General features: G+C 39.0%; 24 protein-coding genes. 6 read left to right on the top strand and 18 right to left on the bottom strand.

The annotated features are described in order from the left end of the window. Nucleotides 1-208: 208 nt before the first annotated feature. On the top strand, nucleotides 209-1570 hold the full coding sequence (locus tag ATZ99_RS06245) for a CCA tRNA nucleotidyltransferase (RefSeq protein ID WP_068748382.1): 1362 nt from the start codon (nucleotides 209-211) through the stop codon (nucleotides 1568-1570). Further along, complete coding sequence (yfcE, locus tag ATZ99_RS06240) at nucleotides 1548-2096, top strand: phosphodiesterase (protein ID WP_068748381.1); 549 nt, start codon at nucleotides 1548-1550, stop codon at nucleotides 2094-2096. The genes ATZ99_RS06245 and yfcE overlap by 23 nt, the downstream gene beginning before the upstream one ends. On the opposite strand, the gene purD is transcribed toward yfcE, so the two are convergent. Genes purD through purS form a run of 8 tightly spaced genes read right to left on the bottom strand, consistent with a single transcriptional unit; the run spans nucleotide 2088 to nucleotide 11161 of the window. Next, entirely contained in the window at nucleotides 2088-3344 is a 1257-nt protein-coding gene (purD, locus tag ATZ99_RS06235) for a phosphoribosylamine--glycine ligase (protein ID WP_068748380.1), read from the bottom strand. The genes yfcE and purD overlap by 9 nt on opposite strands. Nucleotides 3345-3367: 23 nt before the next feature. Continuing rightward, the gene (gene purH, locus ATZ99_RS06230) at nucleotides 3368-4933 is read right to left on the bottom strand and encodes a bifunctional phosphoribosylaminoimidazolecarboxamide formyltransferase/IMP cyclohydrolase (protein ID WP_068748379.1); all 1566 of its coding nucleotides are present in this window, start codon (nucleotides 4931-4933) and stop codon (nucleotides 3368-3370) included. Further along, nucleotides 4899-5570 (bottom strand): phosphoribosylglycinamide formyltransferase, encoded by a 672-nt coding sequence (gene purN / locus ATZ99_RS06225; protein WP_157074725.1) that lies wholly within the window; start codon nucleotides 5568-5570, stop codon nucleotides 4899-4901. Before purN ends, purH begins: the two co-directional genes overlap by 35 nt. Continuing rightward, the gene (gene purM, locus ATZ99_RS06220; RefSeq protein ID WP_068748401.1) at nucleotides 5558-6583 is read right to left on the bottom strand and encodes a phosphoribosylformylglycinamidine cyclo-ligase; all 1026 of its coding nucleotides are present in this window, start codon (nucleotides 6581-6583) and stop codon (nucleotides 5558-5560) included. The genes purN and purM overlap by 13 nt, the downstream gene beginning before the upstream one ends. A gap of 24 nt (nucleotides 6584-6607) precedes the next feature. Further along, a complete protein-coding gene (gene purF, locus ATZ99_RS06215) occupies nucleotides 6608-8008 on the bottom strand; it encodes an amidophosphoribosyltransferase (protein ID WP_068748399.1) in 1401 nt (466 codons plus the stop codon). Further along, on the bottom strand, nucleotides 8008-10203 hold the full coding sequence (purL, locus tag ATZ99_RS06210) for a phosphoribosylformylglycinamidine synthase subunit PurL (RefSeq protein ID WP_068748400.1): 2196 nt from the start codon (nucleotides 10201-10203) through the stop codon (nucleotides 8008-8010). Before purL ends, purF begins: the two co-directional genes overlap by 1 nt. Before the next feature lie 2 nt (nucleotides 10204-10205). Continuing rightward, entirely contained in the window at nucleotides 10206-10910 is a 705-nt protein-coding gene (gene purQ, locus ATZ99_RS06205; protein ID WP_068748377.1) for a phosphoribosylformylglycinamidine synthase subunit PurQ, read from the bottom strand. Continuing rightward, nucleotides 10907-11161, bottom strand: a complete 255-nt coding sequence (gene purS / locus ATZ99_RS06200) for a phosphoribosylformylglycinamidine synthase subunit PurS (RefSeq protein ID WP_068748376.1) — start codon at nucleotides 11159-11161, stop codon at nucleotides 10907-10909. Before purS ends, purQ begins: the two co-directional genes overlap by 4 nt. A 348-nt stretch (nucleotides 11162-11509) precedes the next feature. On the opposite strand from purS, the gene ATZ99_RS06195 reads away from it, so the two are divergent. Then, on the top strand, nucleotides 11510-12745 hold the full coding sequence (locus ATZ99_RS06195) for an IS110 family RNA-guided transposase (protein WP_068748375.1): 1236 nt from the start codon (nucleotides 11510-11512) through the stop codon (nucleotides 12743-12745). 135 nt (nucleotides 12746-12880) lie between these two features. Here the strand turns inward: ATZ99_RS06195 and purC are convergent, their stop codons facing one another. The 8 genes from purC to ATZ99_RS06155 all read right to left on the bottom strand — a co-directional run bounded on the left by purC (nucleotide 12881) and on the right by ATZ99_RS06155 (nucleotide 19806). Beyond that, nucleotides 12881-13585 carry a phosphoribosylaminoimidazolesuccinocarboxamide synthase gene (purC, locus tag ATZ99_RS06190; protein ID WP_068748398.1) on the bottom strand — a complete coding sequence of 235 codons (705 nt, stop codon included), beginning with the start codon at nucleotides 13583-13585 and terminating at the stop codon, nucleotides 12881-12883. Nucleotides 13586-13618: 33 nt separating this feature from the next. Further along, nucleotides 13619-14134 (bottom strand): 5-(carboxyamino)imidazole ribonucleotide mutase, encoded by a 516-nt coding sequence (gene purE, locus ATZ99_RS06185; protein WP_068748374.1) that lies wholly within the window; start codon nucleotides 14132-14134, stop codon nucleotides 13619-13621. Continuing rightward, the gene (locus ATZ99_RS06180; RefSeq protein ID WP_068748373.1) at nucleotides 14131-15288 is read right to left on the bottom strand and encodes a 5-(carboxyamino)imidazole ribonucleotide synthase; all 1158 of its coding nucleotides are present in this window, start codon (nucleotides 15286-15288) and stop codon (nucleotides 14131-14133) included. The genes purE and ATZ99_RS06180 overlap by 4 nt, the downstream gene beginning before the upstream one ends. Before the next feature lie 227 nt (nucleotides 15289-15515). Continuing rightward, on the bottom strand, nucleotides 15516-16148 hold the full coding sequence (locus ATZ99_RS06175) for an HAD family hydrolase (RefSeq protein WP_068748372.1): 633 nt from the start codon (nucleotides 16146-16148) through the stop codon (nucleotides 15516-15518). A 9-nt stretch (nucleotides 16149-16157) separates the two neighbouring features. Beyond that, complete coding sequence (locus ATZ99_RS06170) at nucleotides 16158-17324, bottom strand: pyridoxal phosphate-dependent aminotransferase (RefSeq protein ID WP_068748371.1); 1167 nt, start codon at nucleotides 17322-17324, stop codon at nucleotides 16158-16160. Between the two features lie 16 nt (nucleotides 17325-17340). Beyond that, nucleotides 17341-17970 carry an endonuclease III gene (nth, locus tag ATZ99_RS06165; RefSeq protein WP_068748370.1) on the bottom strand — a complete coding sequence of 210 codons (630 nt, stop codon included), beginning with the start codon at nucleotides 17968-17970 and terminating at the stop codon, nucleotides 17341-17343. A 10-nt stretch (nucleotides 17971-17980) separates the two neighbouring features. Continuing rightward, nucleotides 17981-18829, bottom strand: a complete 849-nt coding sequence (locus tag ATZ99_RS06160; protein ID WP_245641323.1) for a deoxyribonuclease IV — start codon at nucleotides 18827-18829, stop codon at nucleotides 17981-17983. Further along, nucleotides 18826-19806 (bottom strand): dipeptidase, encoded by a 981-nt coding sequence (locus tag ATZ99_RS06155; protein WP_068748369.1) that lies wholly within the window; start codon nucleotides 19804-19806, stop codon nucleotides 18826-18828. Before ATZ99_RS06155 ends, ATZ99_RS06160 begins: the two co-directional genes overlap by 4 nt. Before the next feature lie 148 nt (nucleotides 19807-19954). Here ATZ99_RS06155 and ATZ99_RS06150 point away from each other — a divergent pair, with 148 nt between their 5' ends. Further along, nucleotides 19955-20323: a hypothetical protein gene (locus ATZ99_RS06150; RefSeq protein WP_068748368.1), complete on the top strand. Its 369-nt coding sequence runs from the start codon at nucleotides 19955-19957 to the stop codon at nucleotides 20321-20323. A gap of 5 nt (nucleotides 20324-20328) precedes the next feature. On the opposite strand, the gene ATZ99_RS06145 is transcribed toward ATZ99_RS06150, so the two are convergent. Continuing rightward, nucleotides 20329-21063 (bottom strand): ZIP family metal transporter, encoded by a 735-nt coding sequence (locus tag ATZ99_RS06145; RefSeq protein WP_068748367.1) that lies wholly within the window; start codon nucleotides 21061-21063, stop codon nucleotides 20329-20331. Nucleotides 21064-21195: 132 nt separating this feature from the next. Here ATZ99_RS06145 and ATZ99_RS06140 point away from each other — a divergent pair, with 132 nt between their 5' ends. Continuing rightward, nucleotides 21196-23394 (top strand): hypothetical protein, encoded by a 2199-nt coding sequence (locus ATZ99_RS06140; protein ID WP_068748366.1) that lies wholly within the window; start codon nucleotides 21196-21198, stop codon nucleotides 23392-23394. A gap of 4 nt (nucleotides 23395-23398) precedes the next feature. Beyond that, complete coding sequence (locus ATZ99_RS06135; RefSeq protein ID WP_068748365.1) at nucleotides 23399-24484, top strand: glycosyltransferase family 4 protein; 1086 nt, start codon at nucleotides 23399-23401, stop codon at nucleotides 24482-24484. Here ATZ99_RS06135 and ATZ99_RS06130 read toward each other — a convergent pair. Continuing rightward, nucleotides 24481-25890, bottom strand: coding sequence for a S41 family peptidase (locus ATZ99_RS06130; RefSeq protein WP_068748364.1), 1410 nt, complete (start codon nucleotides 25888-25890; stop codon nucleotides 24481-24483). The genes ATZ99_RS06135 and ATZ99_RS06130 overlap by 4 nt on opposite strands. Nucleotides 25891-25892: the final 2 nt, after the last annotated feature.

Raw genomic sequence — 25892 nt, 5'->3', positions numbered from 1 at the left:
TTATATTCCGCCCTTTTTAATGCATCCGGTCCCAGCAGGCGGTTCTTCGGATACATTATACTCATCTAAATATAAAGTATAGCATAAAAATTTTTTTTAAACATCTCTTCAAAAACTTATAATCTTTTATTAAACGTAAAATTATGATATATTTTGATTTAACAACATAAATCTTCAAATTTATTCTTTTATTATACCGGAGGTAAATATGTTACCCCAAATAAAAATACCCCAGGATGTTATGGAAGTTATAAAACGTTTTAAAAATAACGGTTATCAAGCCTATATAGTAGGAGGGACAGTAAGGGATGCACTTTTGGGAAAAGAAAATTTTGACTATGACGTATCTACCAGCGCCCGACCCTATGAAATTCAAAAAGTAATACCAAAAGCAATTCCTTACGGGGATTTTGGAACTTTTTTGTACGTTCTAAAGGACAAAAGAATAGAGATAACCCCCTTTAGAAATGACGCTCCGGGAAGAAAGCCCCATTATAGTATTGTTGACTCTATTGAAAATGACCTTTCAAGAAGGGATTTTACAATAAATTCCATTGCTTACGATCCGATAGAAAATAAAATTATTGACCCCTTTGGAGGAATAGAAGATATTAAAAACAAAATAATAAGATGCACCGGTTCTTCAAAAAGAATTTGGGAAGACCCTCTCAGGGCATTAAGAGCGGTAAGGTTTATGGCACAGCTCAATTTTACCATCGAACCTTCCACATTATACGCCATAAAAGCAAAATCCCCGCTATTAGAAACTATTTCCAGGGAAAGGATCAGGGATGAGTTTTCAAAAATACTCCTGTCCGATTATTCTTACGAGGGCCTTAACATGCTTTTTTTGACAAATCTTTTGAATTTTATTATACCCGAACTTTTAGAAGGAATGGGAGTTGAACATTACAATAAACCCTATGATGTATTGGAACATAATCTTATAATGAGTAAATACCTTTCAAAGAAGTTACACCTTAAGCTTGTCGGAGTCCTGCATGATGTAGGGAAGCCCTTTTGTGCGGAAAAAAAGGAATATGGTTTAGAATTTCCCAACCACCATGAGATATCTGCCAAAATAGCTGAAGAAGTTTTAAGAAGGTTAAAATACGACTCAAAAACCATTAAAAAGGTGATCCATTTAATAAAACATCATATGTTCATTTTTTACCCTGAGGATGACCTTTATAAAGCAAGAAAGCTTGTTTTTACCGTGGGGTGGGAGAATATTTACGACCTCATTGAAATTAGAAAAGCCGATAGGCTTGCCAGCGGTTTTCCCCAGGCAATAGGCCCGGGATTATCAAATCTCATAAACAAATTAGAAATTCTACAGAAAGAAAATTTACATTACAACCTGAAGGACTTAGCCGTAAAAGGCGATGATTTAATTAAAGCCTTTAATTTAAAGCCGGGTCCTCTAATAGGTCAAATATTAAGCTATCTTTTGGATGAAATTTTAAAAGATCCATCTTTAAATGAAAAAAATATTCTTCTTGAAATGGCAAAAAATAAATTTTTACCCCAAGAAGGAGGAAATTTAAATGAAAATCGGTTTAATAAGTGATACCCATGGAAGTGCAGAAGCCTTTTTGAAAGCCTTCGATATTATTAAAGACTGCGACCTCATAGTGCACACGGGGGATGTTTTATACCATGGCCCGAGAAACCCGCTGCCTGCAGGTTATGACCCGCAAAGATTAGCCCGTTTATTAAACGAATGTAAACAACCTATTGTTGCAGCCTGCGGTAATTGCGATGCCGCTATAGACCAGATGCTGTTGAGGTTTCCCATTCAAAACAGCTATGCTTTAATATATACTTATGCAAAAAAAATAGTGGCCATTCACGGCCACGATAAACCCCTTGAGGAATGGTTGAACTTATGTAATGATTGGGGTGTGGATTTTTTAATTGCAGGACATACACATGTTAAAACTATTGAAAAAATAGGCAATGTAATACTTATAAATCCCGGCTCACCCTCTTTGCCGAAGGACGGTATTCCTTCCTGCGGAATAATCCTCGAGGATGTGGTAAAACTTTATAATATTGAGTCAAAAGAAGTGATATTAGAATATAAATTAGTATAGTCCAATATCTTTTCTAAAATGCATTCCCTCAAAATATATTTCCTTTAAAGCATCATACGCCTTTTCCCTTGCCTCGCTTAGTTTTGCTCCCATCGCTGTAACCGAAAGAACCCTGCCGCCGGATGTGTAATATTCATTACCGGATTTTAAGGTGCCTGAATGAAAGACAAAAACTCCTTTTTGCCTGGCCTTTTCAAGGCCTATTATTTTTTTGCCTTTTTCGTACTTGCCGGGATACCCGCCCGATGCGGCAACCACATTAACTGCAAATAGTCCTTCCCATTCGATGGTTTGTTTATCAAGATTTTCGTTAATTATACTTTCGAAAATTTCTACAACATCGCTTTTTAAAAGCGGCAATACCGCCTGAGCTTCAGGGTCACCAAAACGGCAGTTGAATTCAAGTACCTTGGGGCCTTCTTTTGTGAGCATTAAACCCGCGTAAAGAATACCTTTATAGATTATACCTTCTTTCTTTAAACCCTCCAAAGTTCTTATCAGTATTTTCTTATAGATATCCTCCATTAAATTACCATCCACATCCGGGCAGGGACAAATCGCCCCCATTCCACCCGTGTTTGGCCCTTCATTATTATCAAAAAGTCTTTTATGGTCTCTGCTTGGAAGCATTGGGATTATAGAATTACCATCACAAAAAGCAAGTACCGTGACTTCCCGTCCTTCCAGGAATTCTTCAATAACTACCCTTTCTCCCGAACTACCGAAAACTTTTTTCACCATTATATCTTCTAAAGCTTCCCGGGCTTCCCTTTTATCCCGGGCAATAACCACTCCCTTTCCCTGGGCTAAACCTTCCGCCTTTATAACAACCGGAAATTTTTGCACCTCAATAAATTCTAAAGCTTTCCTGTAATCGTCAAACACTTCGTAAAATGCGGTGGGAACGGAATATTTTCTCATAAGATTTTTTGCGAAAACTTTGCTGCTTTCAAGCAGCGCACCTTCTTTTACAGGTCCAATAACATTCAATCCCCTTTTATTAAATTCATCGGAAATACCCAGGGCTAAAGGTGTTTCAGGTCCTACCACCGTAATATCTATATTTTTATTCAAAGCGAAATCTGCAAGGCCTGCAATATTTTCCGCATTTATATCGACTCTCCGGGCTATTTCATCCATCCCCGGATTGCCCGGTGACACGAAAATTTCCTTTACCTTTTTGCTTTTAGCAATGGCATAACAAAGAGCATGCTCCCTTCCACCCTGGCCAACCACCAATATCCTCATTATTTCCCCTCCAAGGTTTTAATTTAATGCTTAAAATGCCTTATCCCGGTAAAAACCATCGCAATGCCTTTTTCATCACATGCTTTTATTGATTCCTCATCCCTTATTGATCCTCCCGGCTGGATGATGGCTTTAATTCCAGCCTTAGCCGCCTCTTCTACCACATCCGGGAAAGGGAAAAATGCATCCGAAGCAAGAACGGCATTTTGAGCCTTTTCCTTTGCCCAGGAAATTGCCTGCTGGGTAGGCCAGAGCCTGTTTACCTGACCCATGCCTATACCCACCGTACATAGATCCTTTGCAATAACTATGGCGTTGGATTTAACATGTTTTACTACCTTCCAGGCAAAGATCAAATCCTTTAATTCTCTTTCAGCAGGTTTTAACTTTGTGACGTATTTTAGTTCATTTAAATCAAAATCCATTGAATCAAAATCCTGGACAAGAATTCCCCCGCCAATTTTTTTAATATCAAAACCATCCTCATGTATGTTTTTATATTCGCTTATTTCCATTTTTAATATTCTTAAATTCTTTTTTTGCTTAAGCAAATTTAAAGCTTCTTCGTCATAATCGGGAGCAATTACTATTTCTAAAAATATGCTATTCAAGGCTTTTGCCGTTTCAATATCTACTTTGCGGTTTAGTGCAACTATACCACCGAAAATAGACACAGGATCGGCATTGTAGGCCCGGGTGAACGCATCGTAAATACTTTCTCCCAGAGCAACCCCGCAGGGGTTAGTGTGTTTAATAGCAACAGCACAGGGTTCTTTAAACTCCGCAGCAATGGTAACGGCTGCTTCTATATCGTTAATATTATTAAATGAAAGCTCTTTACCGTTTAAAATTTCGGCTGAAAAAAGGGTCCCTTTTTTTGTTTTTACTTCTTTATAAAGAGCCGCCTCTTGATGAGGATTTTCTCCATAGCGAAGCTTCTCTACCTTTTCAAAGGTCAAGGTAAGGGTTTCGGGGAATTTTTCAATTTGTACTCCCTTTTTCTTCAAGGTTTTTCTGAAATAATCCGCAATAACCGCATCGTAATGGGAGGTATGTTCAAAAACTTTTAAAGCGAGTTCAAACCTTTTATCAAAACTTAAGTCTCCCTTTACCCTTAATTCATCAATAATGTCAAAATAATCTTCCGGATCGCAAATAACAATTACATCTTCAAAATTTTTTGCTGCTGCTCTGAGAAGGGTAGGCCCACCTATGTCTATATTTTCTATTACTTCCTCAAAATCCACCTTTTCTTTTAAAACGGTGTTTTTAAAAGGGTATAAATTGACTACTACCATATCTATGGTAGAAATACCCTGTTGTTTTAACTCCCACATATGTTCTTCATTTTTTCTCCTGGCAAGAATCCCTCCGTGCACCTTTGGGTGCAGGGTTTTAACCCTGCCTTCGAGCATTTCCGGAAACCCGGTATAATCGGAAATGTTAATCGTGATAATACCTTCCTTGCTCAGTATATCCGCAGTTTTACCCGTGGAAATTATTTCATATCCCATCTCCACAAGTCTTTTTGCAAATTCCACCACATTTTTCTTGTCATATACCGATATTATTGCTCTCTTTTTCTCCATCACCGCCAAGCCCTCCCATAATTTTCACCCTTCTATTTTCTATTACGAGCCTTTTCTCCGCAAAAAGCTTAACTGCAAGGGGAAGTATTTCATGTTCCACCTTTTTTACCCTTTCCGCAAGGGATTCGGGTGTATCTTCGTCCAGTACCGGTACCGCCTTTTGCAAAATAATAGGTCCCGTATCGGTACCTTCATCAACAAAATGCACCGTAGCACCCGTCACCTTTACTCCGTATTTTATTACCTCTTCATGCACTCTCCTGCCGTAAAAACCCTTACCGCAAAAGGAAGGTATCAAAGATGGATGAACATTTATAATTTTATTATGAAATTCTCTTACAAAATACGGGGATAATACCTTTAAATAACCTGCAAGCACCACCAGCTTAACTCTATATTCCTTTAAAATTTCTACTATCTTTTTTTCGTAATCCGTTTTTTCCCTAAAATCCTTTTCATCTATGAAATAACCCGGAATTCCTTCTTTCTCAGCTCTTTTTAGGGCAAAGGCTTCTTTTTTATTGGATATTACTACCGAGATCTCACAGGGTAAAAACCCCCGCTTCACTCCATCGATTAAAGCCTGCAGGTTTGTCCCTGTGCCCGAAACGAGAACTCCCACCTTTACTTTTTGCAAAATGTGACGCCCCTTTCTCCCCTTACTACATCTCCTATGACAAAAGCTTTTTCTCCTTTTTCTTTTAGTACACTTAAAATTTTATCCACTTCTTCTTCAGAAACCACCAGGATTAGTCCTATACCCATATTAAATACTCTGAACATCTCGGCTTCTTCGATTTCCCCTGAGTTTTTAATAATGTTAAATATAGGAGGAACTTCCCAGCTATTGGTAAAAATCCGAAAACCGAAATCCTCTTTTAAAACCCTGGGCGGGTTTTCGACCAGGCCACCCCCTGTAATATGAGCAATCCCCTTTATTCTGAAATCCTTTAAAACTTCTAAATCCTCTTTATAAATCTTTGTGGGAGTTAAAAGTTCTTCTCCAAGGGTTTTACCCAGTTCGTCCATATAAGTATTGTAGGAAAGCTTTGCTTTTTCAAAAAGCACTTTTCTTACTAAGGAAAATCCGTTGCTGTGAAGTCCGGAAGATGAAATGCCGATTACCATATCCTTCTCGGAAATACCCGATCCATCAATTATTCCATCTTCATCCACCGCTCCCACCGCAAATCCTGCCAGGTCGTACTCTTCTTCCGCATAAAAGCCCGGCATTTCCGCCGTCTCTCCACCTATGAGAGAACAACCAGCTTTTTTGCATCCTTCAGAAATCCCTTTGACAATTTTTTCTATCTTCTCGGGAATGAGTTTTCCGCAGGCAATGTAATCCAGGAAAAAAAGAGGCTCAGCACCCGTTACCAGAATATCATTTACGCACATGGCCACCAGGTCAATCCCAATAGTATCGTGTACGTCAATTTCCTGTGCAATCTTTATTTTTGTTCCTACCCCATCGGTGCCGGAAACGAGAACCGGATTTTTATATTTTTTAAGGTCCAGTTTAAAAAATCCTGCAAATCCTCCCAGATCGCCAATAACCTCGTTCCTGTAAGTAGAACGCACATGTTTTTTTATTAACTCTACTGCCTTATTGCCCGCATCTATATCCACACCCGAAGATTTATAGGTCATTTTTTCCATAGCCTTCTCTCCCGTTCAGCATTTTTCAAAAAGGTACTTTCTTCCCTCTCTCGGTACTTCCACGGGGTATTCTCCTGTAAAACACCCAAGGCAAAATCCCTTTTCCTTTCCCGTAGATTTTATTAGCCCTTCGGTGCTTAAATATCCTAAGCTATCCGCCCCTATGCTTTTCATAATTTCCTCTATGCTTAAACTTGAGGCAATTAATTCTTTCTTTGTAGGTGTATCTATGCCAAAATAGCAGGAATATTTGACGGGTGGGGAGGTAATTCTAACGTGTACCTCTTTGGCTCCCGCTTCTTTCAGCATTTTTACTATCTGCCCGCTGGTTGTGCCGCGAACTATGGAATCGTCTATCATGACAAGCCTCTTCCCCTTTATTTCTTCTTTTAAAGGATTCAGTTTTAACCTAACTCCGAGGCTTCTCAACTTCTGCCCCGGTTGGATAAAGGTCCTGCCTATATACCTGTTTTTAATAAGGCCAACCCCATAGGGAATTCCCGATTCGTAAGCAAAACCCATTGCGGCAGCCGTCCCCGAATCGGGAACACCTATAACCAGATCTGCATCGCACGGGCATTCACTGGCGAGTATCCTTCCCGCATTGAACCTGGCCCGGTGTACATTTATACCGTCTATCGTGCTGTCGGGGCGGGCAAAGTAAACAAATTCAAATATGCACAGGGATTTTTTTGCATTAAAAGGCTTAATGCTGTTTACTCCCTTTTCATTAATTACTAATATCTCACCGGGTTCCACGTCTCTTATAAATTCCGCTCCAAGAGTATTAAAAGCACAGCTTTCGGAAGAAATTAAATAGCCTCCATTTAATTTTCCGAGGCAAAGAGGCCTCAAGCCATAGGGGTCCCTTATGGCTATTAAAGAATCCAGTGTCATCAGCGCAAGGGCATAAGAACCTTTAATGTATTCCATTGTTTTTATAATTGCATCGATAAGGTCGCTTTTAGTTTCTCTTGCAATAAGATGGGCAATTACCTCGCTGTCAACGGTTGTCTGAAAAAAGGCTCCCTTCTCCTCCAGGTCCCTTCTTAAAATATCTGCATTTACCAGATTTCCATTGTGTGCTACCGCTAAAAAGCCATTTTTATATTTTACTACGAAGGGCTGAGCATTCACTGCAGTATTAGATCCCGTAGTAGAATACCTGACATGCCCAATGGAAATTTTACCCTGAAGGGAATCCAAAACTTTTTCATCAAAAACCTCGTTAACAAGCCCAAGGTTTTTATGGTATAGAATCTCCTCTCCATTGCTTACAGCAATTCCCGCACTTTCCTGACCCCGGTGCTGCAGGGCAATTAGAGCATAAAACACCGTTCTCGCTATGGTGGGATCGGTTTCCTTCAAATAAACTCCGAAAACCCCGCATTCTTCTTTTAATTTGTCATTTCCCATTATTTCTCCAAAGCCCATTTTAAGGAATTCCTCCAAATATATGAAATTTCATCTAATCCCAGTGAAATTTTCCTCATCCTGTTATTTTTTACCGTAATCTCAAAGCTATCCTTATCTACGAAGCCAAGGACCTGATAAATAATCCCTTCTTCTTCGGCCAGTCTTTTAAATGTAGAAAACTCTTTTTCATCTATGCTTACTATTATCCTTGACTGAGCTTCACCGAAAAGCACGGCATCCTCGCGCAGGGAGGTATAAATATCTCCTTTAAATCCAAAACCTCCGGTTATGGCACATTCAGCCAGAGCTACAGCGAGCCCTCCTTCGGATACATCATGAGCTGACCGTAGTAGCCCAAGCTCTATTGCTTTCAAGCAAAAATCCTGTACCAATTTTTCTTTTTTTAGGTCTACCTTTGGAGGCTTTCCATATCTGATTTTATGAACATTCTTTAAATACTCACTACCGCCCAGTTCTTCGGTATTTTCGCCAATTAAAATAACCAGGTCTCCCTGTTTTTTGAAAGATTGAGTGGTATGTTTTAATATATCCTCCATCAACCCTACCATTCCTACCACCGGGGTTGGAAGAACCGCCTTATTCTTCGATTCATTGTAGAAGCTTACATTTCCGCTTACCACCGGTATTTTAAAATATTCTGCAGCTTCGGCCATGCCCTCGATGCACTTTGCAAACTGGTAAATAACCTCATTTTTTTCGGGATTCCCAAAATTAAGGCAATCGGTTATGGCTAAAGGAGCTGCTCCGCTCACAACTATGTTTCTTGCTGCTTCAGCAACCGCCTGTTTCCCGCCTTCATAGGGGTCCAAATAACAATAAAAAGCATTGCAGTCACAGGTCAAAGCAAGCCCTTTTTTGGTGCCTTTTACCCTCAAAACTGCCGCATCCGAACCCGGAGCTACCACCGTATCCGTCCTTACCATGTAGTCATACTGATGATAAACGAGAGATTTATCGGCAATATTCGGCAAAGATAAAAGAATTTTAAAAACCTCATTTAATTCTTCAGGGACTTTTACATTTACAATATCCTTTTCTTCCTGCACTATAGGTTCCCTTATCTCGTGAATTACTTGAGGCGCCCCTTCTGCCAGGGATTTTGCCGGTACTTCAGCAATTTTTTGACCTTTTTCCAGGACCCTTAGCATCCCGTCATCGGTAACTTTTCCGATCTTGACGGCATTCAGATCCCATTTTTTAAAAGCCTTGATGACTTCCTCTTCGTACCCTTCTTTTACTATCAATAGCATTCTTTCCTGGGATTCCGATAGCATCACTTCATAGGGGGTCATCCCCTCTTCCCTTTTGGGCACCAGATCCACATCTATTTCTATTCCCGTTCCCGCTCTTGCGGCAGTTTCCGAACAGGCTGAAGTTAAACCGGCAGCACCTAAATCCTGTATTCCCACCACAAAATCGAATTTCAGCACTTCCAGGCATGCCTCAATCAAAAGTTTTTCCATAAAGGGGTCTCCCACCTGAACGGAAGGCCTTTTTTCCTTGGAATCTTCCGAAAGTTCTTCCGAAGCAAAACTGGCACCATGTATGCCATCCCTTCCCGTCAAAGCCCCAACCAGCATTACGGAGTTGCCCACACCCCTTGCGGTTCCCCTTTTTATTTCGTCCTTTTTAATAATTCCAACGCACATAGCATTAACCAGGGGATTTTCATCATATTCATCGCTGAAATAAGTTTCACCACCCACAGTAGGGATGCCTACCGAATTACCGTAATCACCTATGCCCGCTACAACATTGCTGAAAAGATATTTGACCCTGGGGTTTTTCAGATTTCCAAATCTCAGAGAATCGAGCAAAGCAATTGGTCTTGCTCCCATTGCCACAATATCGCGAATTATGCCACCCACTCCCGTTGCTGCTCCTTGGTAAGGCTCAACCGCAGAAGGGTGATTATGACTTTCGATTTTCAAAACTACCGCTAAGCCATCCCCGATATCCACTATTCCGGCATTTTCACCAGGGCCTACCAGAACCCTTTCTCCCTTCGTAGGAAATCTTTTCAGGTATTTTTTTGAATTTTTATAGCTGCAGTGTTCCGACCACATTACCGAATACATTCCAAGTTCCACATGATTGGGCTCTCTTTTCAGGGTATTTACAATTTCGCTGTATTCGTTTTCATTTAAACCTAATTTTAGTGCTTCTTTCAGCATGGTCATAGAGCCCTCCCTTTTATAAATTCCAGTACAGATTCAAAGAGCCTTTTCCCATCGGTATTTTTTAGAATTTCCTCCGCACACCTTTCCGGATGGGGCATTAGCCCGAGAACGTTTTTATTCTCATTGCAAATGCCGGCAATATTCATGATGGAACCGTTTGGGTTGGATTCCTCCGTAACATTTCCATTCTTATCACAATAGGTAAAAATTATTTGCCCGTTATTTTTTAATTTTTCTAAGGTATTTTCAGGGGCATAAAAATTACCGAATCCGTGTGCTACCGGCATTTTTATAATTTCACCCTTTTTATAAAGATGAGTAAAAGGCGTTTCGTTGTTTTCCACCCTTAAATAGACCTCATGGCAGTGAAACTTCAGATCCCTGTTTTTCATCATTGCTCCTTCTAAAAGGCCTGCTTCAAGTAAAATCTGAAACCCATTACAAATCCCAAGAATTAGCTTTCCTTTTTCAGAAGCCTTGACAACACTTTCCATAGCCTTTGAAAAACGGGCAATAGCTCCCGCCCTTAAGTAATCGCCGTAGGAAAATCCCCCCGGGAGAACTATTAAATCAAAATCCCCGGGAGAAAATTTCTCCTTGTGAAAAACATATTCCGTATTTTGCCCCATAACATCTTTTAAAACATGATAACAATCAAGATCGCAATTGGAACCGGGAAAAACAATAACCGCACACCTCATTTTTCTTCCTCCATAATTGTATAGGTAAAATCTTCAATTACGGGATTTGCAAGAAGGCTTTCGCACATTTCCCTTACAGTCTTTTGGGCTTCTTCCTTGGATTGGGCTTCCAATTTCAGAAAAATTACCCTCCCTATGCTCACATCATTAACCTTAGAAAATCCTAAGTGATGCAAGGCTCCCTTAACGGCTTGTCCCTGAGGGTCTAAAACGCCCTTTTTGTACATGACCCTTATTTCCGCATAGTACATAATATTTCCCCCTCGTATAATATGTCTTAGAAATTATCAAGAAGTTTTTATAGCTTCTTGATAATAAGGTGTGCCTTTGCGAAAATTAATTTGGGTTGGTCTGGGGTCACTCTTAATCCCCCCTGTAGCCCGGTAAACCTGGACTACTCAGTAAAGAGTGAGACCTCTGCGGTGCAGTACTAGTTTCTTACTCGTGAGCCGAGCCAGCAGGCCTTCCGGCCCCTGGGGACAGCAGGCCAGGGGTGCACCCCCGGTTGTCCTGTCAAGCTCTTATCGCCCGCGAGGCTGTCAGGTACTGCACCCGCAGGGCACGCCCCTACTCCTGGCCAACTCAAGGAGGGATATCCGTTGGCTCAGGTCATCTTTGCAGGCATCGATGTCAGCGCCTCTAAGCTGGATATCGTTTGCATCGATGAAAATGGCAACCAGCTTTCTCCCGCTAGGTCTTTCCCTAATAACGCCGAGGGCGCAAATGAGTTGATAAATGCTTTAGTTTCATTAGCAGCTAAGTCCAATGTCTCCCGGCTTAACCTTGGATTAGAAGCTACTTCTATCTTCAGTATCCCACTCCGAGATTTCCTTATGGATGCCCCTCAGTTAAAGCCTTTTTCGGTCCAGGTGTATGAAATTAACCCTTCTCTTGTGGCTGGCTTTAAAAAGGCTTTCGGCTCCAGACTTCCTAAAACCGATGCTATTGACGCTTATATAATCGCTGAAAGGCTGCGCTTTGGACATCTTACTCCATACAGCCATGAAGCTTCTGTTACAGCACCTTTGCGCCAGCTTACAAGGCTCAGATTACACCTTGTCGACCTCCTCGTGGAGGAGAAAAATCGGGCTTTGAATCTCCTCTTTTTGAGGTTTTCTAATTACAAACAGGACAACCCTTTCAGCAATGCCTTCGGCAAGGCTTCTGTTGAGGTCCTAAAAGAATTTACTCCTGATGAGATAGCTCAAATATCCGTAGAAGAACTGGCGGAGTTTATTCAGTCCCACGGAAAAAATAGGTTCGCTAATTCCGAGGAAATCGCCAGTGCCTTAAAGCAAGCCGCAAGGCGTGCTTACCGCCTAAACTCTAAAATGCAGCAGGCCTGCGAGATAGCTCTTTCTTTAACTCTTCAAAACATTGAGCATCTCAAAAGGCAGATTAAAAGCCTTGATAAGGTGATTTCTAGAGAGCTTAAGGCTATTCCTCAAACTCTCACTACGGTCAAGGGTTTAGGCGAGGTGTCGGCTGCAGGAATAATCGCTGAAATAGGCGATATCAAGCGTTTCAAGAACGAAGCCTCTCTTGCTCAGTATGCTGGCCTCACCTGGACCCGGTATCAGTCGGGCGATTTTGACGCTGAAGAGCGTCGTTTGACAAAGAGCGGGAACAAATACCTCCGCTATTACTTGGTCATGGCCGCAAACTCGTTGCGGGTGCACAACGAGGAATACAAGGCTTATTACAAGACCAAGTATCAGGAGGTGCAAAAGCACCAGCATAAGAGGGCGCTGGTATTGACTGCCCGCAAACTGGTTAGGCTGGTCTTTGCGCTGCTGAGCAAAGGCCAAATCTACAAGGGGACGGTGAGGAGTTAATTTTGTTTTTAAAACTTATTTGACCTCTTCTGTGCCAATTTTTTCCATACTAATTGGCTAGGGATATTATTGTCTTTTTTTGCCCTGATAATTTTATTTTCCAGTTTTAGGGTATTGACATATTACCGTGAGTCTTTAATTTTTTAACCTGCTGTAAACTTCCCTGTAGGCTTCTATAATATTACCCAGGTCCCTTCTGAACCTATCTTTATCCAATTTTTCTTTTGTATTAATGTCCCAGAAACGGCAGGTATCGGGAGAAATTTCGTCAGCCAGAAGTATATTCCCGTCCTTTTCCCCGAATTCGAGTTTAAAGTCCACCAGGAGGATACCTTTAGCCATTAAATATTCTTTTAAAATATTGTTTACATTGAAGGCCATCTCTTCTATCTTTTTTAATTGTTCTTCTCTGGCTATCCCCAGGGCTATAAGGTGGTAATTGTTAATCATGGGGTCACCCAATCTGTCATCCTTTAAACAGAATTCAAGAACCGGCCTTTTCAATTCAAATCCTTCCTCAATACCGTATCTTTTGGCCATACTTCCTGCGGCTATGTTTCTCACTATCACTTCTATGGGGAGGATTTTAACTGATTTTACAAGCATCTCCCTGTCATTTAGCCTTTTTACAAAATGAGTATCAATTCCTTTTTCCCCCAGAAGCTCAAAAAATATGGTAGAAATTCTGCAGTTTAAAATTCCTTTGTCTTCTATTACCCCTTTTTTCTTTCCATCAAAAGCTGTGGCATCATCTTTAAATTCCATTATCAATAAGGATGGATCGGAAGTTTTATAAACCTTTTTGGCTTTACCTTCGTAAAGGAGCTCTAATTTTTCCATTTTTATTTCACCTTCCCCCATTTTTTTTACAATTTACACATTTAAATACTCCCTGTACCCTTTTTCTTCCAAATTCCTTGCTTTTTCTTCCACTTCCCGCCTCATCTTTTCCTTATATTCTTTTATTTTATTTCTAACTTCGGGGATTTTTATTCCTATTATCTCCGCTGCCAGCAAACCAGCATTTTTTGCATTGTTAATGGCAACGGTAGCCACCGGTACCCCTGCCGGCATTTGAACAATCGAAAGAAGGGAATCCAAACCCTGTAATGCAGAAGTTTTTACGGGAACTCCGATTACCGGAAGGCATGTTATTGAAGCCACCATACCCGGCAGGTGAGCCGCTCCACCGGCTCCAGCTATTATAACCTCCAATCCCCTATCGGCACAGCTTCTCGCGTAATCAAACATTCTTTCCGGCGTTCTATGAGCTGATACAATGGTCATTTCGTATTCAATTTCGAAGTATTCAAGGACCTCCGCCGCTTCTTTCATTACAGGCAAATCGGAATCACTGCCCATTATGATACCTACTAAAGGCTTTTTCATTTTCTTACCTCCGATGTTATTTTTAGTAATTTTTTTGCCTTTACAGCCTTTTCTATAGCTTTTTCTATATTTTCATCGAGAATTGTAATATGCCCCATCTTTCTAAAGGGTTTGGTCATGCTTTTCCCGTAAAAATGAAAGGATAAACCTTCTATCGAAAGGGCTTCTTTTAGACCCTCAATTAATGGAGGACCTTCATATCCCTTTTCTCCCAGTAAATTTGCCATCACAGCCGGCATAAGTAATTTTGTGCTTCCAAGGGGCAAACCCGTTATTGCTCTAATATGTTGTTCAAACTGGCTTGTAATACATGCTTCAATGGTATAATGTCCGGAATTGTGAGGTCTCGGCGCCACCTCATTTACCAGTATTTTTTTATCCTTAGTCAGAAACAATTCTATGCCAAAAACGCCTATTCCATTTAATATTTCCACCGTTTTTACCGCAACTGCTTTAGCCTCTTCCTTTACATCCTCAGAAATTCTCGCGGGTGCAATAACCATATCGCATATATTCGCTTGTTCATCAAAAATCATCTCCACCACCGGGTAACATTTTACTTCTCCCTTACTGCTTCTTGCCACAATTACTGCAAGTTCTTTTTCAATATCCACATACTCTTCTAAATATGATTCCACTTTTAAAATGTTTTTAAGGTCCTCATAACCTCTAATTACCTGGACTCCCCTGCCGTCGTATCCACCTTTTCTTGCTTTTTGAACACAGGGAAAGCCAAAACTTTTAAAACTGCCTGGTTCCAAAGATTCAAGCAATTTAAACTTTGGGACCGGAATTCCCGCAGCATATAAGACCTGTTTTTGTAAAAATTTATCCTGGATTATTTCCAGCAACGCCGGCGAAGGAAAAATTTTATATCCTTCATCCATAAGTATTTTTAAGATGCGAGTAGCTATATGTTCAATATCATAAGTGATTACTTCACTTGCCTCCGCAATTTCTCTTATTTTGTTGTCATCGTAGAAATCCCCCACCAAAACCCTGTCACAAACTGAAGATGCCGGGCAATCAGGTGCCGGATCCAGTACCAAAACAAAAAAGCCCATCCTTTTTGCGCTCTGCGCCATCATTTTAGCTAATTGTCCCCCACCTATGATTCCTATCTTTGTTAAAGGAAATCCATATTTATCTTTCATATAATTACCTCCGCCTTGTTAACCGGTGTAAATTATTTTGCGGCTGATTTATCTATATTAGAACTATGTAAAAATTCAATTGTTCGTTTATATACGAATATTATTATGATGAATTTATGTTTTGTTTGTTTATATAAATATATCATATGTCGTCCTTATTATCAATAATTAACTGAAAATTTATTAACAAAAAATATATAAAAAAGCGAAGCTTTGAGCTTCGCTTTTTACTTTAAATAATTCCATAATTCCTGTGGCTTCCTGCATATTTTAACAGGTTTTTCTTCAAAATATTTTAACTTATCCCTTTCCCCCCAATTGGCAAGGATAAAATCCACCCCGGCATTTTTAGCACATTCATAATCCACCATGGTATCCCCCACATATACCGCTTCGCTTTTTAATGCCTTTAACTTTCTTAAGGCAATTTCCAATTGATCGGTATGGGGTTTAGGTTTTAAATGGCTGCTGTAAGGTACAATAACATCAAAGTATTCCAATACTTCTTTTAATTTATCATCTTCAAAGATTTCGTAATCGTATCTGGCCGAAACTATTCCCAGTTTGAAGCCCTGTAATTTTAATTTTTGTAAAAGTTCCTTTACCCCGGGGTATAAATAAGCTTTATGGGCAAATCTTTTTATGTTTTCAAACCAAATCCTTAAAGTTTCCTCAACTCTTTCAATTTTTAATTTTTCTAAGGAATACTGTCCCGGAAGCCAGATGGCGAATTCAATTTCTTCATCCTCTAAATCTCTCTCATAGAGGTCTTTCATTGTTACCTTGAGACTTTCTAAGGTTACATGTTCGCTGGCTATCAGCGTTCCATCCACGTCGAAGATTACGTATTTTTTTTGCATTTTTACCACCTATTTTAAACCATTAATAAATTTTTCTATTCTGATAACTGCCTCTTTCAGGTTTTCCATTGAAGTGGAATAAGCTATCCTGATAAACCCCTCTCCGCCATCTCCAAAAGCACTTCCCGGCACCACCGCCAACTTCTCCTCTTTCAGCAATCTTTCAGCAAATTCCGTATCGGAAATTCCAAATTTCTTTATCGAAGGAAATATATAAAACGCTCCTTTGGGTTCAATGCAGTCAAAGCCTAAATTAATCAAACTATTAAAAAGAAACTTTCTCCTTCTATCGTATTCACCGCGCATTTCTTCCACGTCTTTTTTGCCGTGTTTTAATGCCTCTATACCCGCAAACTGGGAAATGGTGGATGCACAGGTCACGCTGTACTGATGCACCTTTAAAATTTCCCGGGCAAGCCCTCCGGGAGCAGCTATAAATCCAAGTCTCCAGCCGGTCATTGAGAAGGACTTAGAAAATCCGTTAATGGTAATGGTTCTTTCCCTCATTCCCATAATAGCTGCAAAGGGGATATGATCCTGTTCATAGGTTAACTCTGCGTAAACCTCGTCGGAAATCACCAGCAAGTCGTATTTTTCAACCACCTCTGCGATTTCCTCTAAGTCTTTTTTCGTCAGTACTGCACCCGTGGGATTGTTGGGGTAAGGCAATATCAGGGCTTTAGTATTTTTTGTAATGTATTTTTCCAGAACATCTTTTTTGAGCTTGAATTCATCCTCGAAATATGTAGGGACAAATACAGGTACCCCCTCTGCCAGCTGGGTGCAGGGTTTATATGCGATAAAAGAAGGTACGGGTATTAAAACTTCATCACCGGGATTTATTATGGTCCTGAGGGCAATGTCAATTGCTTCACTGGCACCTATTGTTACAATTATTTCGGTGTCCGGCCTGTATTTTAATCCAAACCTCACCTCTAAATATTCGGATATAGCTTTTCTAAGCTCCGGCAAACCCGGATTGGGCGTATATCCTAAATTATAACTATCCAGCGCTACCTTAGCAGATTCCCTGATATGAAGAGGGGTAGAAAAATCGGGCTCTCCAATACAAAGGGAAATAGCATCGGGCATCTGATAAACCAGGTTAAAAAAATGACGGATTGTAGAAAATTCCACTTGTTTTACTTTTGTCGATACATATTTTTCGTAATCCATAAAATCCCTCCACTACCTAATTATTGTTAAAATGATTGCACCACTTAGATACGGCACACTGCTGGCATAAAGGTTTTCTTGCCCTGCAGCACTGCCTGCCATGCCTTATTAAAAGGTGGTGAACGGTATTCCATAACTCTTCGGGAAATAATCTCACGAGGTCCTTTTCCACCTTTTCCGGGGTTTCTCCGGAAGATAAACCCAATCTTCGCGAAACCCTGAAAACATGTGTATCAACCGCTAATGCCGGTTTATTAAACGCATTAGCCAGAACCACATTTGCAGTTTTTCTTCCAACACCGGGAAGTTTTACAAGTTCTTCAAAACAATCCGGAACATTGCCATCATATTTTTCACAAATCATTTTTGAAGCCTCTTTAATATTTTTTGCCTTTGATTTAAAAAGCCCGAGTTCCTTTATATCCTCTTCCAGTTCTTTTAGATTTGAAATCGCAAGGTCTTGGGGAGTTTTATATTTTTTGAAGAGCCTTTCCGTCACCCGGTTTACCCTGTTATCTGTACACTGAGCAGATAATATTGTTGCTATCAATAGTTGAAAAGGATTTTTAAAATTTAAAGCAGTTTTAGCAGGGTAGAAAGGAATAAGTTCTTCTATTATTTTCATTGCTCTCTCCTTTTGTTCCATTTTGCCCTCCTTAATCTTTCGGGTCTTGGGCCATTTGCTTCAATAACTCTATTTCCTTTTTATAATTTTCGAGCCCTCCCGGGGTTTCCAGTAAAAAAGGTTTGTCTTTCAAAAAGGGATGGGTAATTATTTTTTTTATAGTATTTAAACCAAGAACTCCTTCTCCTAAATTTGCATGCCTGTCCTTTCTTTGTCCAAGACCATATTTGCTGTCATTTAAATGAACAGCCTTTAATTTCCCCAATCCCAAGATTTTATCGAATTCACTCAACACCTCATCCAATTTATCCACCACATCGTAGCCGGCGCCGTATAAGTGGCAGCTATCGATGCAAACCCCAAAAATTTCGGGTTTCCCCGTTTTATCCATTATATCGTAAAGCTGTTCAAAGGTATATCCCACTTCACTCCCCGCTCCCGCCATGGTTTCAAGTAAAACGGTAACTCCCGAATGAGCTTTCACCACTTCCTTTAAAATTCCTGCAATCCGTTCCATTCCCTTTTCTATTCCTTGCCCTGTATGGCTACCCGGATGTAAAACGAGAAACTCCGCCCCGGCTTTTGCTAACCGTATTATGTCGTCTTCTAATACCCTTTTTGTAAATTCCATGCCTTCCTGTTTATCCGTTGCCAGATTCAAAGTATAGGGTGCGTGGGCAACAAGCGGTCCGAAACTTTCCTGCTCCCTCAAAATTTTCATTTTCCTTATGTCTTCCTCATCCAGTGCCTTTACCGCTCCCCCTCTCGGATTTCGGGTGAAAAATTGCATTGTATTAGCTCCGATGGATAGGGCTTCTTTAACGGCATGAAAATAACCTTTTGAAATTGAAATATGTGCCCCTACTCGCAAAGGTTTCACACTCCTCCCTGTTCCTGTACCTCTTTAAAAACCCTCAGAAAATTTTCACCAAGTATCTTTAATATTTCGCTTTCTTTAAACCCCCTTTTTATCAAACCCTTAGTAATTTCCGGCATTTTGCTCGCATCCTCCAGGCCTATTATCGGCACATCAATGCCATCAAAATCCGAACCAATTCCCACATGGTCTACCCCACCGATTTTTACAAAATACTCTATTTCATCAAGAACATCTTCTAATCTTGCCTGCACCCCTTTGTAGCTGGAAAAATAAAAACCTGCCCCAATTACCCCATCTTTTTCCGCAATTGCTTTTATTTGTTCATCATCTAAATTTCTGGGGATATCCCTCATTCTTCTGGGAATTGAGTGAGAAACAATCACGGGTTTTTCTACTATAGAAATTACATCCCAGAAACCCTCCGGAGAAATATGGGAAAGGTCCACTACCATTCCCAGCCTCTCCATTTGTTTTACCACTTCATAGCCGAAATCCGAAAGACCTCCTTTTGATCTTCTTTCTCCGGCTCCATCGGCTATTTGATTCCTGTTATTCCAGGTAAGAATCATCGAAGTTACCCCAAGTTCCCTGTATATTCCAAGCAGATCAATTTCACCGGCTATGGCCTCTCCACCTTCTATGCTTAACAGAGCAGAAATTTTCCCCTCTCTATTTATCCTTAAAATGTCCTTATAGGAATTAGCAAGCTCAATCTCATCCCTGTTTTCTTCAAATTCTTTTTTCAATACCGAAATTGCTTTTAAAGTATGTAAAACCGGATTAGCGTACCACTCCGGCCGGACAAAAACCGAAAAAACCTGAGCTTTTATCCCACCTGTTTTTAATTTTTCTATATCTATATGGCCATTTTTAATCCCGTTTTTCAAACTTCCCCTGCCATCTAATATTGATAGCACCGTATCGCAGTGAGCGTCAAATACAAAGGCCCTTTTATGAATTTGTAAATACTCCTCCATTATTTATCCCTCTTTCGATTTCTGATTATTTTAATATAAATTATCAGTTTTTCAAAAATTTATCAATATATATTTCAGAGAAAAAGTATTTAAGGAATTTATAAATAAAGGTATAATTATCTTAACAATGGGAATAAGGGTGAGATATATGGAAAATGAAAAAAGATCGGGTATTTTAAGAAATTTTAAAAGTATTTATTTTTATCTTGTATGTTTTGTTACATTAATGATCATCATTTATAATGCCGCCCAATTAGTTTACGATGCAACCGAAATAATATTCCCCACCACCTATACTCCTGCGAAAATTGACATGGTGAGAATGTACCAGGGAGATGAATTTATTAAAAAATCCGTTAGCTTAGAAGAATTCATTAAAATGCAGCAGGAGCAAATTCAGAACGAACAAAAACGGCAAAAAATCTACGCTATAAAACGAACGCTGAAAGAAATTGCCTTCTTATTGATCTGTATCCCATTATATTTATATCATTGGAGAAAAATAAAAGATGAATAATCCTTTTAAAAATTAATGCTATCCATCAACATCATAATAATGAACCCTATTACAACCGCAATCGAACCTATTTTTCTATCTTTTTCATCTCTAAAAAATTCGGGAATTAGCTCGCTGATTATCACATAGACCATTGAACCTGCCGCAAAAGCCATCATAAATGGTAAATATAGTGGTATATTTCTGAAAATTAATCCAATCATGGCTCCCACGGGTTCAGCAAGCCCGGTTAAGGTAGTTACCATAACTATTTTAACCCTGCTGTAATTTAACTTTATAAGGCTAAAAGCCACCGCCGAACCTTCAGGTATATTTTGTATCGCTATCCCCAAGGCAAGGGCAAGGGCTGCAGAAAACGTATCTTGATAAAACGCTATCCCCACTGCCAAGCCTTCCGGGAAATTGTGAATTACTATGGCGAGGATGAAAAGGGCAATTTTATTTATTTCCACATCTTCCTTGTTTTCCTTTTTAAAATAGTATTTAACTATTATTTTATCCAGAATGTACACGGCAAAGGCTCCCTTTAAAAAACCCAAAGAAGAAAGATATACATTGCTTTTTTCAATAGAAGGTAACAGTAAGCTGAAGATCGAAGCAGCAAGCATAATACCCGCTGCAAATCCTATGAATATTCTTTCAAGATTTTTGTTATATTCCTTTTTAAAAAATACAAAAAAAGCTCCCAGTGTAGTAATTAGTCCTGCTGCAGCTGATCCCAGGATTCCGTTGAGCAACATCTCCACCTCCAAAATATCAATAAACTCATCTAAATTCTATATTATGAAAGGAAATTCTATTTCGTTAATAAAAACTGAATGATATTGAAAGATACAAGGGATACTATTTAAAAAAAAAACAGGTGATGGACCTTGAGATATAAACTTTTGAAAAAAATTATAATAGTATCCCTTGTTTATTTTTTTATTTTTATCCCGACATTTTCCTCGGCTAATCCCCTCGCAAAAAATAAAATTTGCACTCTTATAATTCTGGACAGGATAAGTATAAACGATATAGAAAAACTACCCAATTTAAAAAAAATTGCCTTCAGCGGAGTAACAGGCTTGATGAACACAAGATGTGCCGGAAATTATGAACCCGCCGGGAGCTATCTTACCATTGGTGCCGGTACAAGAGCTTCGGCTTCGGGTAAAGGAAAAATCGCTTTAATGAATTATGAAATTTACAATTCATTTAATGCAGGTAAGATTTACAAAAGCTTTACCGGAAATGAGGTCTACGGTAAAATTCTGGTTCCCGAAATACCCTTAATAATCGAAGAAAATTTAAAACAGGATCACGAAATTATACCCGGTTTACTGGGAGAAACTTTAAAGAAACAAGGCGTTCCCGTTTCCCTCCTGGGGAATGCAGATAAAGCGGAAGAAATGAACCGGCTTGCCGCACTCATCGCTATGGATGAGAAGGGGCAAATTATGGAGGGAAAATTGGAAGGAATTAATATATTCGATGAAGAATCTCCCTTTTTTTTGACACTAAACTATGAAAAATTGTTCCAGGAATATTTAAGATATAGATCCCTCGGAGGGTTAATAGTAATATACATAGGTGATTCCGTAAGGGCAGACGAATGCTATAGATTTTCGGATAAAAATCAGGGAGAATCTACAAGGCTTAATGCACTCCTGAGGGCTGACAGCTTCATAGGTAAAGTTGCTGATACCGTAGACTTTTCCGAAGAACTTCTAATGATCGTAGCTCCTTTTCCTTCTTATAAAAGTTTAATTAACAGGGAGTATTTAACTCCTGTAATTTTAAAAGGGAATATTTTAAAAAGCGGTTTTGCAACTTCTGAAACAACAAAAAGAAAAGGAATTGTTGCCAATATAGATATTGCACCTACTATCCTTTCTTTTTTTGGCATAAATGCTCCCTATCCAATGTTGGGAAAGGCCATATACGGAATATACGGAATGGATTCGGAAAATGCCCTTTCTTTTTTACAGGACTCTAATAAAAAAATAACTGCAAACTACACAGCACGCCCTTATATTATAAAAACCTATGTTTTTTTACATATTTTATCTCTTATAATTTTTTTGTCCTATATTTTTAAGTTGCTGGATATAAGGCCCGGCTTCTTGATTTTTTTCTTTCTCTTTAACCTTTCATCCCCCGCTTCTATGCTTTTTCCTTTTATCTATGGCTTTCCTGCTCTTTTTATTAAATTTATCCTGTGGGCGATTACATCCTTAACTGTAATATTAATTCCGTATTTGTTATTTAAAAATTCTCAAAATCCCCTTTACTCAATAGCCTTTTTAAGTATTTTTACTGCTTCAATCATTTTTTTAGATTTATTACTGGGAGCTAACTGGATGAAAACTTCTATTCTGGGTTACGATGTTATAGCAGGTGCCAGGTATTACGGCATTGGAAACGAATATATGGGAGTATTTTTTTCTTCAATTATAACAGGGATTTCATCGCTATTTGAAATTTTGAAGCTAAAAGATGATTGCAAAAAAAATATTTCGATTATCCTCTTTTTGGTAACATTTATATTAATCTTTTCTCCCAATTTCGGAAGTAATTTCGGAGGGGGTGTTGCCGCTCTGGGTGGTTTTTTGTACACATATGTACTTTATTTTTATAAAAAAACCGATTTTAAGGTAATTATAAAATACATCCTGCTGGGAACGATCATTTTTAGTCTTTTTCTGTTAATTTTTATTCTGTATGGACCTCCATCCCATTTTACCTTGCTTTTTCTTTCAATGAAAGACCAGGGATTTGACCCCCTTTTTATTGTTATTTCAAGAAAACTTCTAATGAATTACAGACTATTTAAATATACTCCCTGGACTAAAGCATTAATTTTTTCCATTATAACCCTTCTAATTTTAGTAAAATGGCCAGTAGGCCTTTTTAAAAAATTAAGCCAGGATTATCCGTTCCTTTTTAAGGGAATAAAAGGTGCAAATTTTGGAACATTACTTGCTTTGGTATTTAACGACTCAGGTATTGTGGCAGCAGCTACCTCGATGATTTTTTCCTTTCTTCCTTTGCTGATTCTATCCATAAAAGAGTGTGAAGAAAGGAGATGAATTATTGGATAAGAAAGTACTCATAGTAGTAAGGCAGTGCACAGGAGGGATGAGGACCCATATAAATTTACTTGTTGAAGGCTTAATGAAAGAAAATTTCACTATTTTTTTAGCAGGACCAAAGGATATATTGCACCCTAATTTGGATGGCAATGTAGAAAAATTTTTTGAAATAAGCCTTAAGAATGTATATAACATAAAAGAATGTTTAAAAATCTTAATACTAATCCTTCATATTATAAAAAAAGAAAAAATCCATCTTATACATTCTCACGGCTTCTTGGCCACATTAATATGTATATTCGTTAAATATTTAAGCGGGGTAAGATTAGTCGCCACCATCCATAACATACCGAAAGGTCATCCGATCTGCTTATTTTTCCTCAAAAAATGTGATCTGGTTATAGCAGTTTCGGAAGCCGTAAAGAATGAGCTAATTTTCAGATACAGGTTGAGCAAAAACAAAATTTGTGTAATATACAATTCCCTTCCGGAATATAAAATCAGCAGTAATATATATGCTTTAAACCCTTTATTTTCCAGTAAGATAAAGGTTCTTTGTCCCTCAAGACTAACCCGTGAAAAAGGGGTGGATGTGCTGATAAAAGCCGCAAAAATTTTAAAAGATGAATTGAATCTTACCCCGAAAGATATTAAATTCTACATTGCCGGAAACGGCCCCGAAGAAAAAAAATTAAAAAAACTCTCCGTTAAGCTCGATTTAGGGGATTACATAGTATTTTTAGGTCAACTGGAAAATATATACGAGGTTATGAGTAGGTGTGATATTCTGGTTTTACCATCAAGAATGGAGGGCTTCGGAATTTCCCTGCTGGAGGCATTCAGTTTAAAAAAAGCTGTAATCGCATCCAATACCGGAGGAATTCCGGAGATAATAAAGGATATGGAAAACGGCCTTCTTTTTAAAAATCAGGATCCCCTCAGCCTTGCCCTTTGCTTAAAAAAAATAATTAAAAACCCCGGCCTGGCTTATAAATTGGCCGAAGCCGGGTATGATACGCTTCCTAAAAAATTTGATTATAACACAATGATAAAAAAAATTATATACTGTTACGAAACTCTGCTTTAAGCAGCCTTTTTTATTTTCGCTTTTATTATCTCTAAGGTTTTGTTTAATTGCACATCCTGTTTTTTATTTATCTTCTCTTCGATTGCGCTGTTTAATTTTTTAATAAAATTAACATCTACAATTCCGTTGACCTTTAATCCGCTCATCCGCTGGAAGGTCTCCACAGCTTTTTTAGTTTTTGGGCCGAATATTCCATCCGCTTTCAGAGGTAAAATATTCAAGTATGCAAGCCTTTCCTGAAGTCCCATTACATCAAGTCCGATACTTCCAATTTTTAAAGGCTTATCCCCTTTTAGCGGAGTGAATTCCACCTTTTTTTCTTCTTCCATTTTTATTTCCACATCGGGTTTTATTCCGGTTTTATTAATATCCGTTCCGTTAGGAGTAACGTATCTTGCTACCGTAAGTTTAATACCGCCCAGTTCCCCCAAATCTATAACTCTCTGTACGGTGGCTTTACCAAAAGTTTTCTCTCCTAAAACTATTCCTGCATTCCTGTCCTTTATAGCACCGGCAAGAATTTCTGCAGCACTGGCGGAGCCTCCATTTACAAGAACAGATAGATTAAACTGTTCCGGATCCCTATCCGATTGATAAACTTCTTCCGCACCGTTCTTGTAAATAACCTTCACGATAGGACCGCGGGGTACAAAGTATTTTGCCACTTCTACCGCTTCATCCAGAAGCCCTCCAGGATTATTTCTTAGATCAAGAATAAGATATTTAACATTGCTTTTTTTGAAAAAGTCTATAGCCTTTGCTACATTGTCCGAAGTATTTTCATTAAATTCGCTGATTTTAATATATCCTATCCCTTCTTCTAAGATTTTATATTCTATAGGATTAACCTTAATTATTTCCCGGGTGATATTTAACCTTATTACATCCTTTTGCCCTTCTCTCATTATGCCCAACCGAACGGTGGTACCTTCCTTTCCCCTTATTAACTTTGAAGCTTCGGAACTTGAAATACCCCTAATATCCTGCCCATCCACCTCTACTATTCTATCATTCGGCTTTATTCCCGCTCTCATCGCCGGAGAATTTTCAAGAACGGTGACAACTGTAATAAAATTATCCTTAGATGTAATTACAACTCCTATACCGCCAAACACGCCGGTAGTGGTATCCTCAAAATCCTTGAGGTCCTCTGGTGAAAAATACTCAGAATAGGGGTCATTCAGTGATTCCACCATGCCCTTTATAGCTCCTTTAATGATATCCAGCCTGTTTACATCATAAGGATAGCTGCTTTCGATAAAATCGGCAAGCTGTTTTAAAAAATCTATTTCCGGCGGAATAGAATTATCACTGTTTTCCTGAGCGGTTACCGGGCAGGAAAAAACAAATAAAAAGAAAACAATAATAACAGCCAAAACCGCTCTTTTGAAAAGTTTTAACTTCATCT

Source organism: Thermovenabulum gondwanense, from assembly GCF_001601575.1.
GTDB classification, from domain to species: Bacteria; Bacillota; Thermosediminibacteria; order Thermosediminibacterales; family Thermosediminibacteraceae; genus Thermovenabulum; species Thermovenabulum gondwanense.
This window is presented reverse-complemented; position numbering and strand designations above follow the sequence as displayed.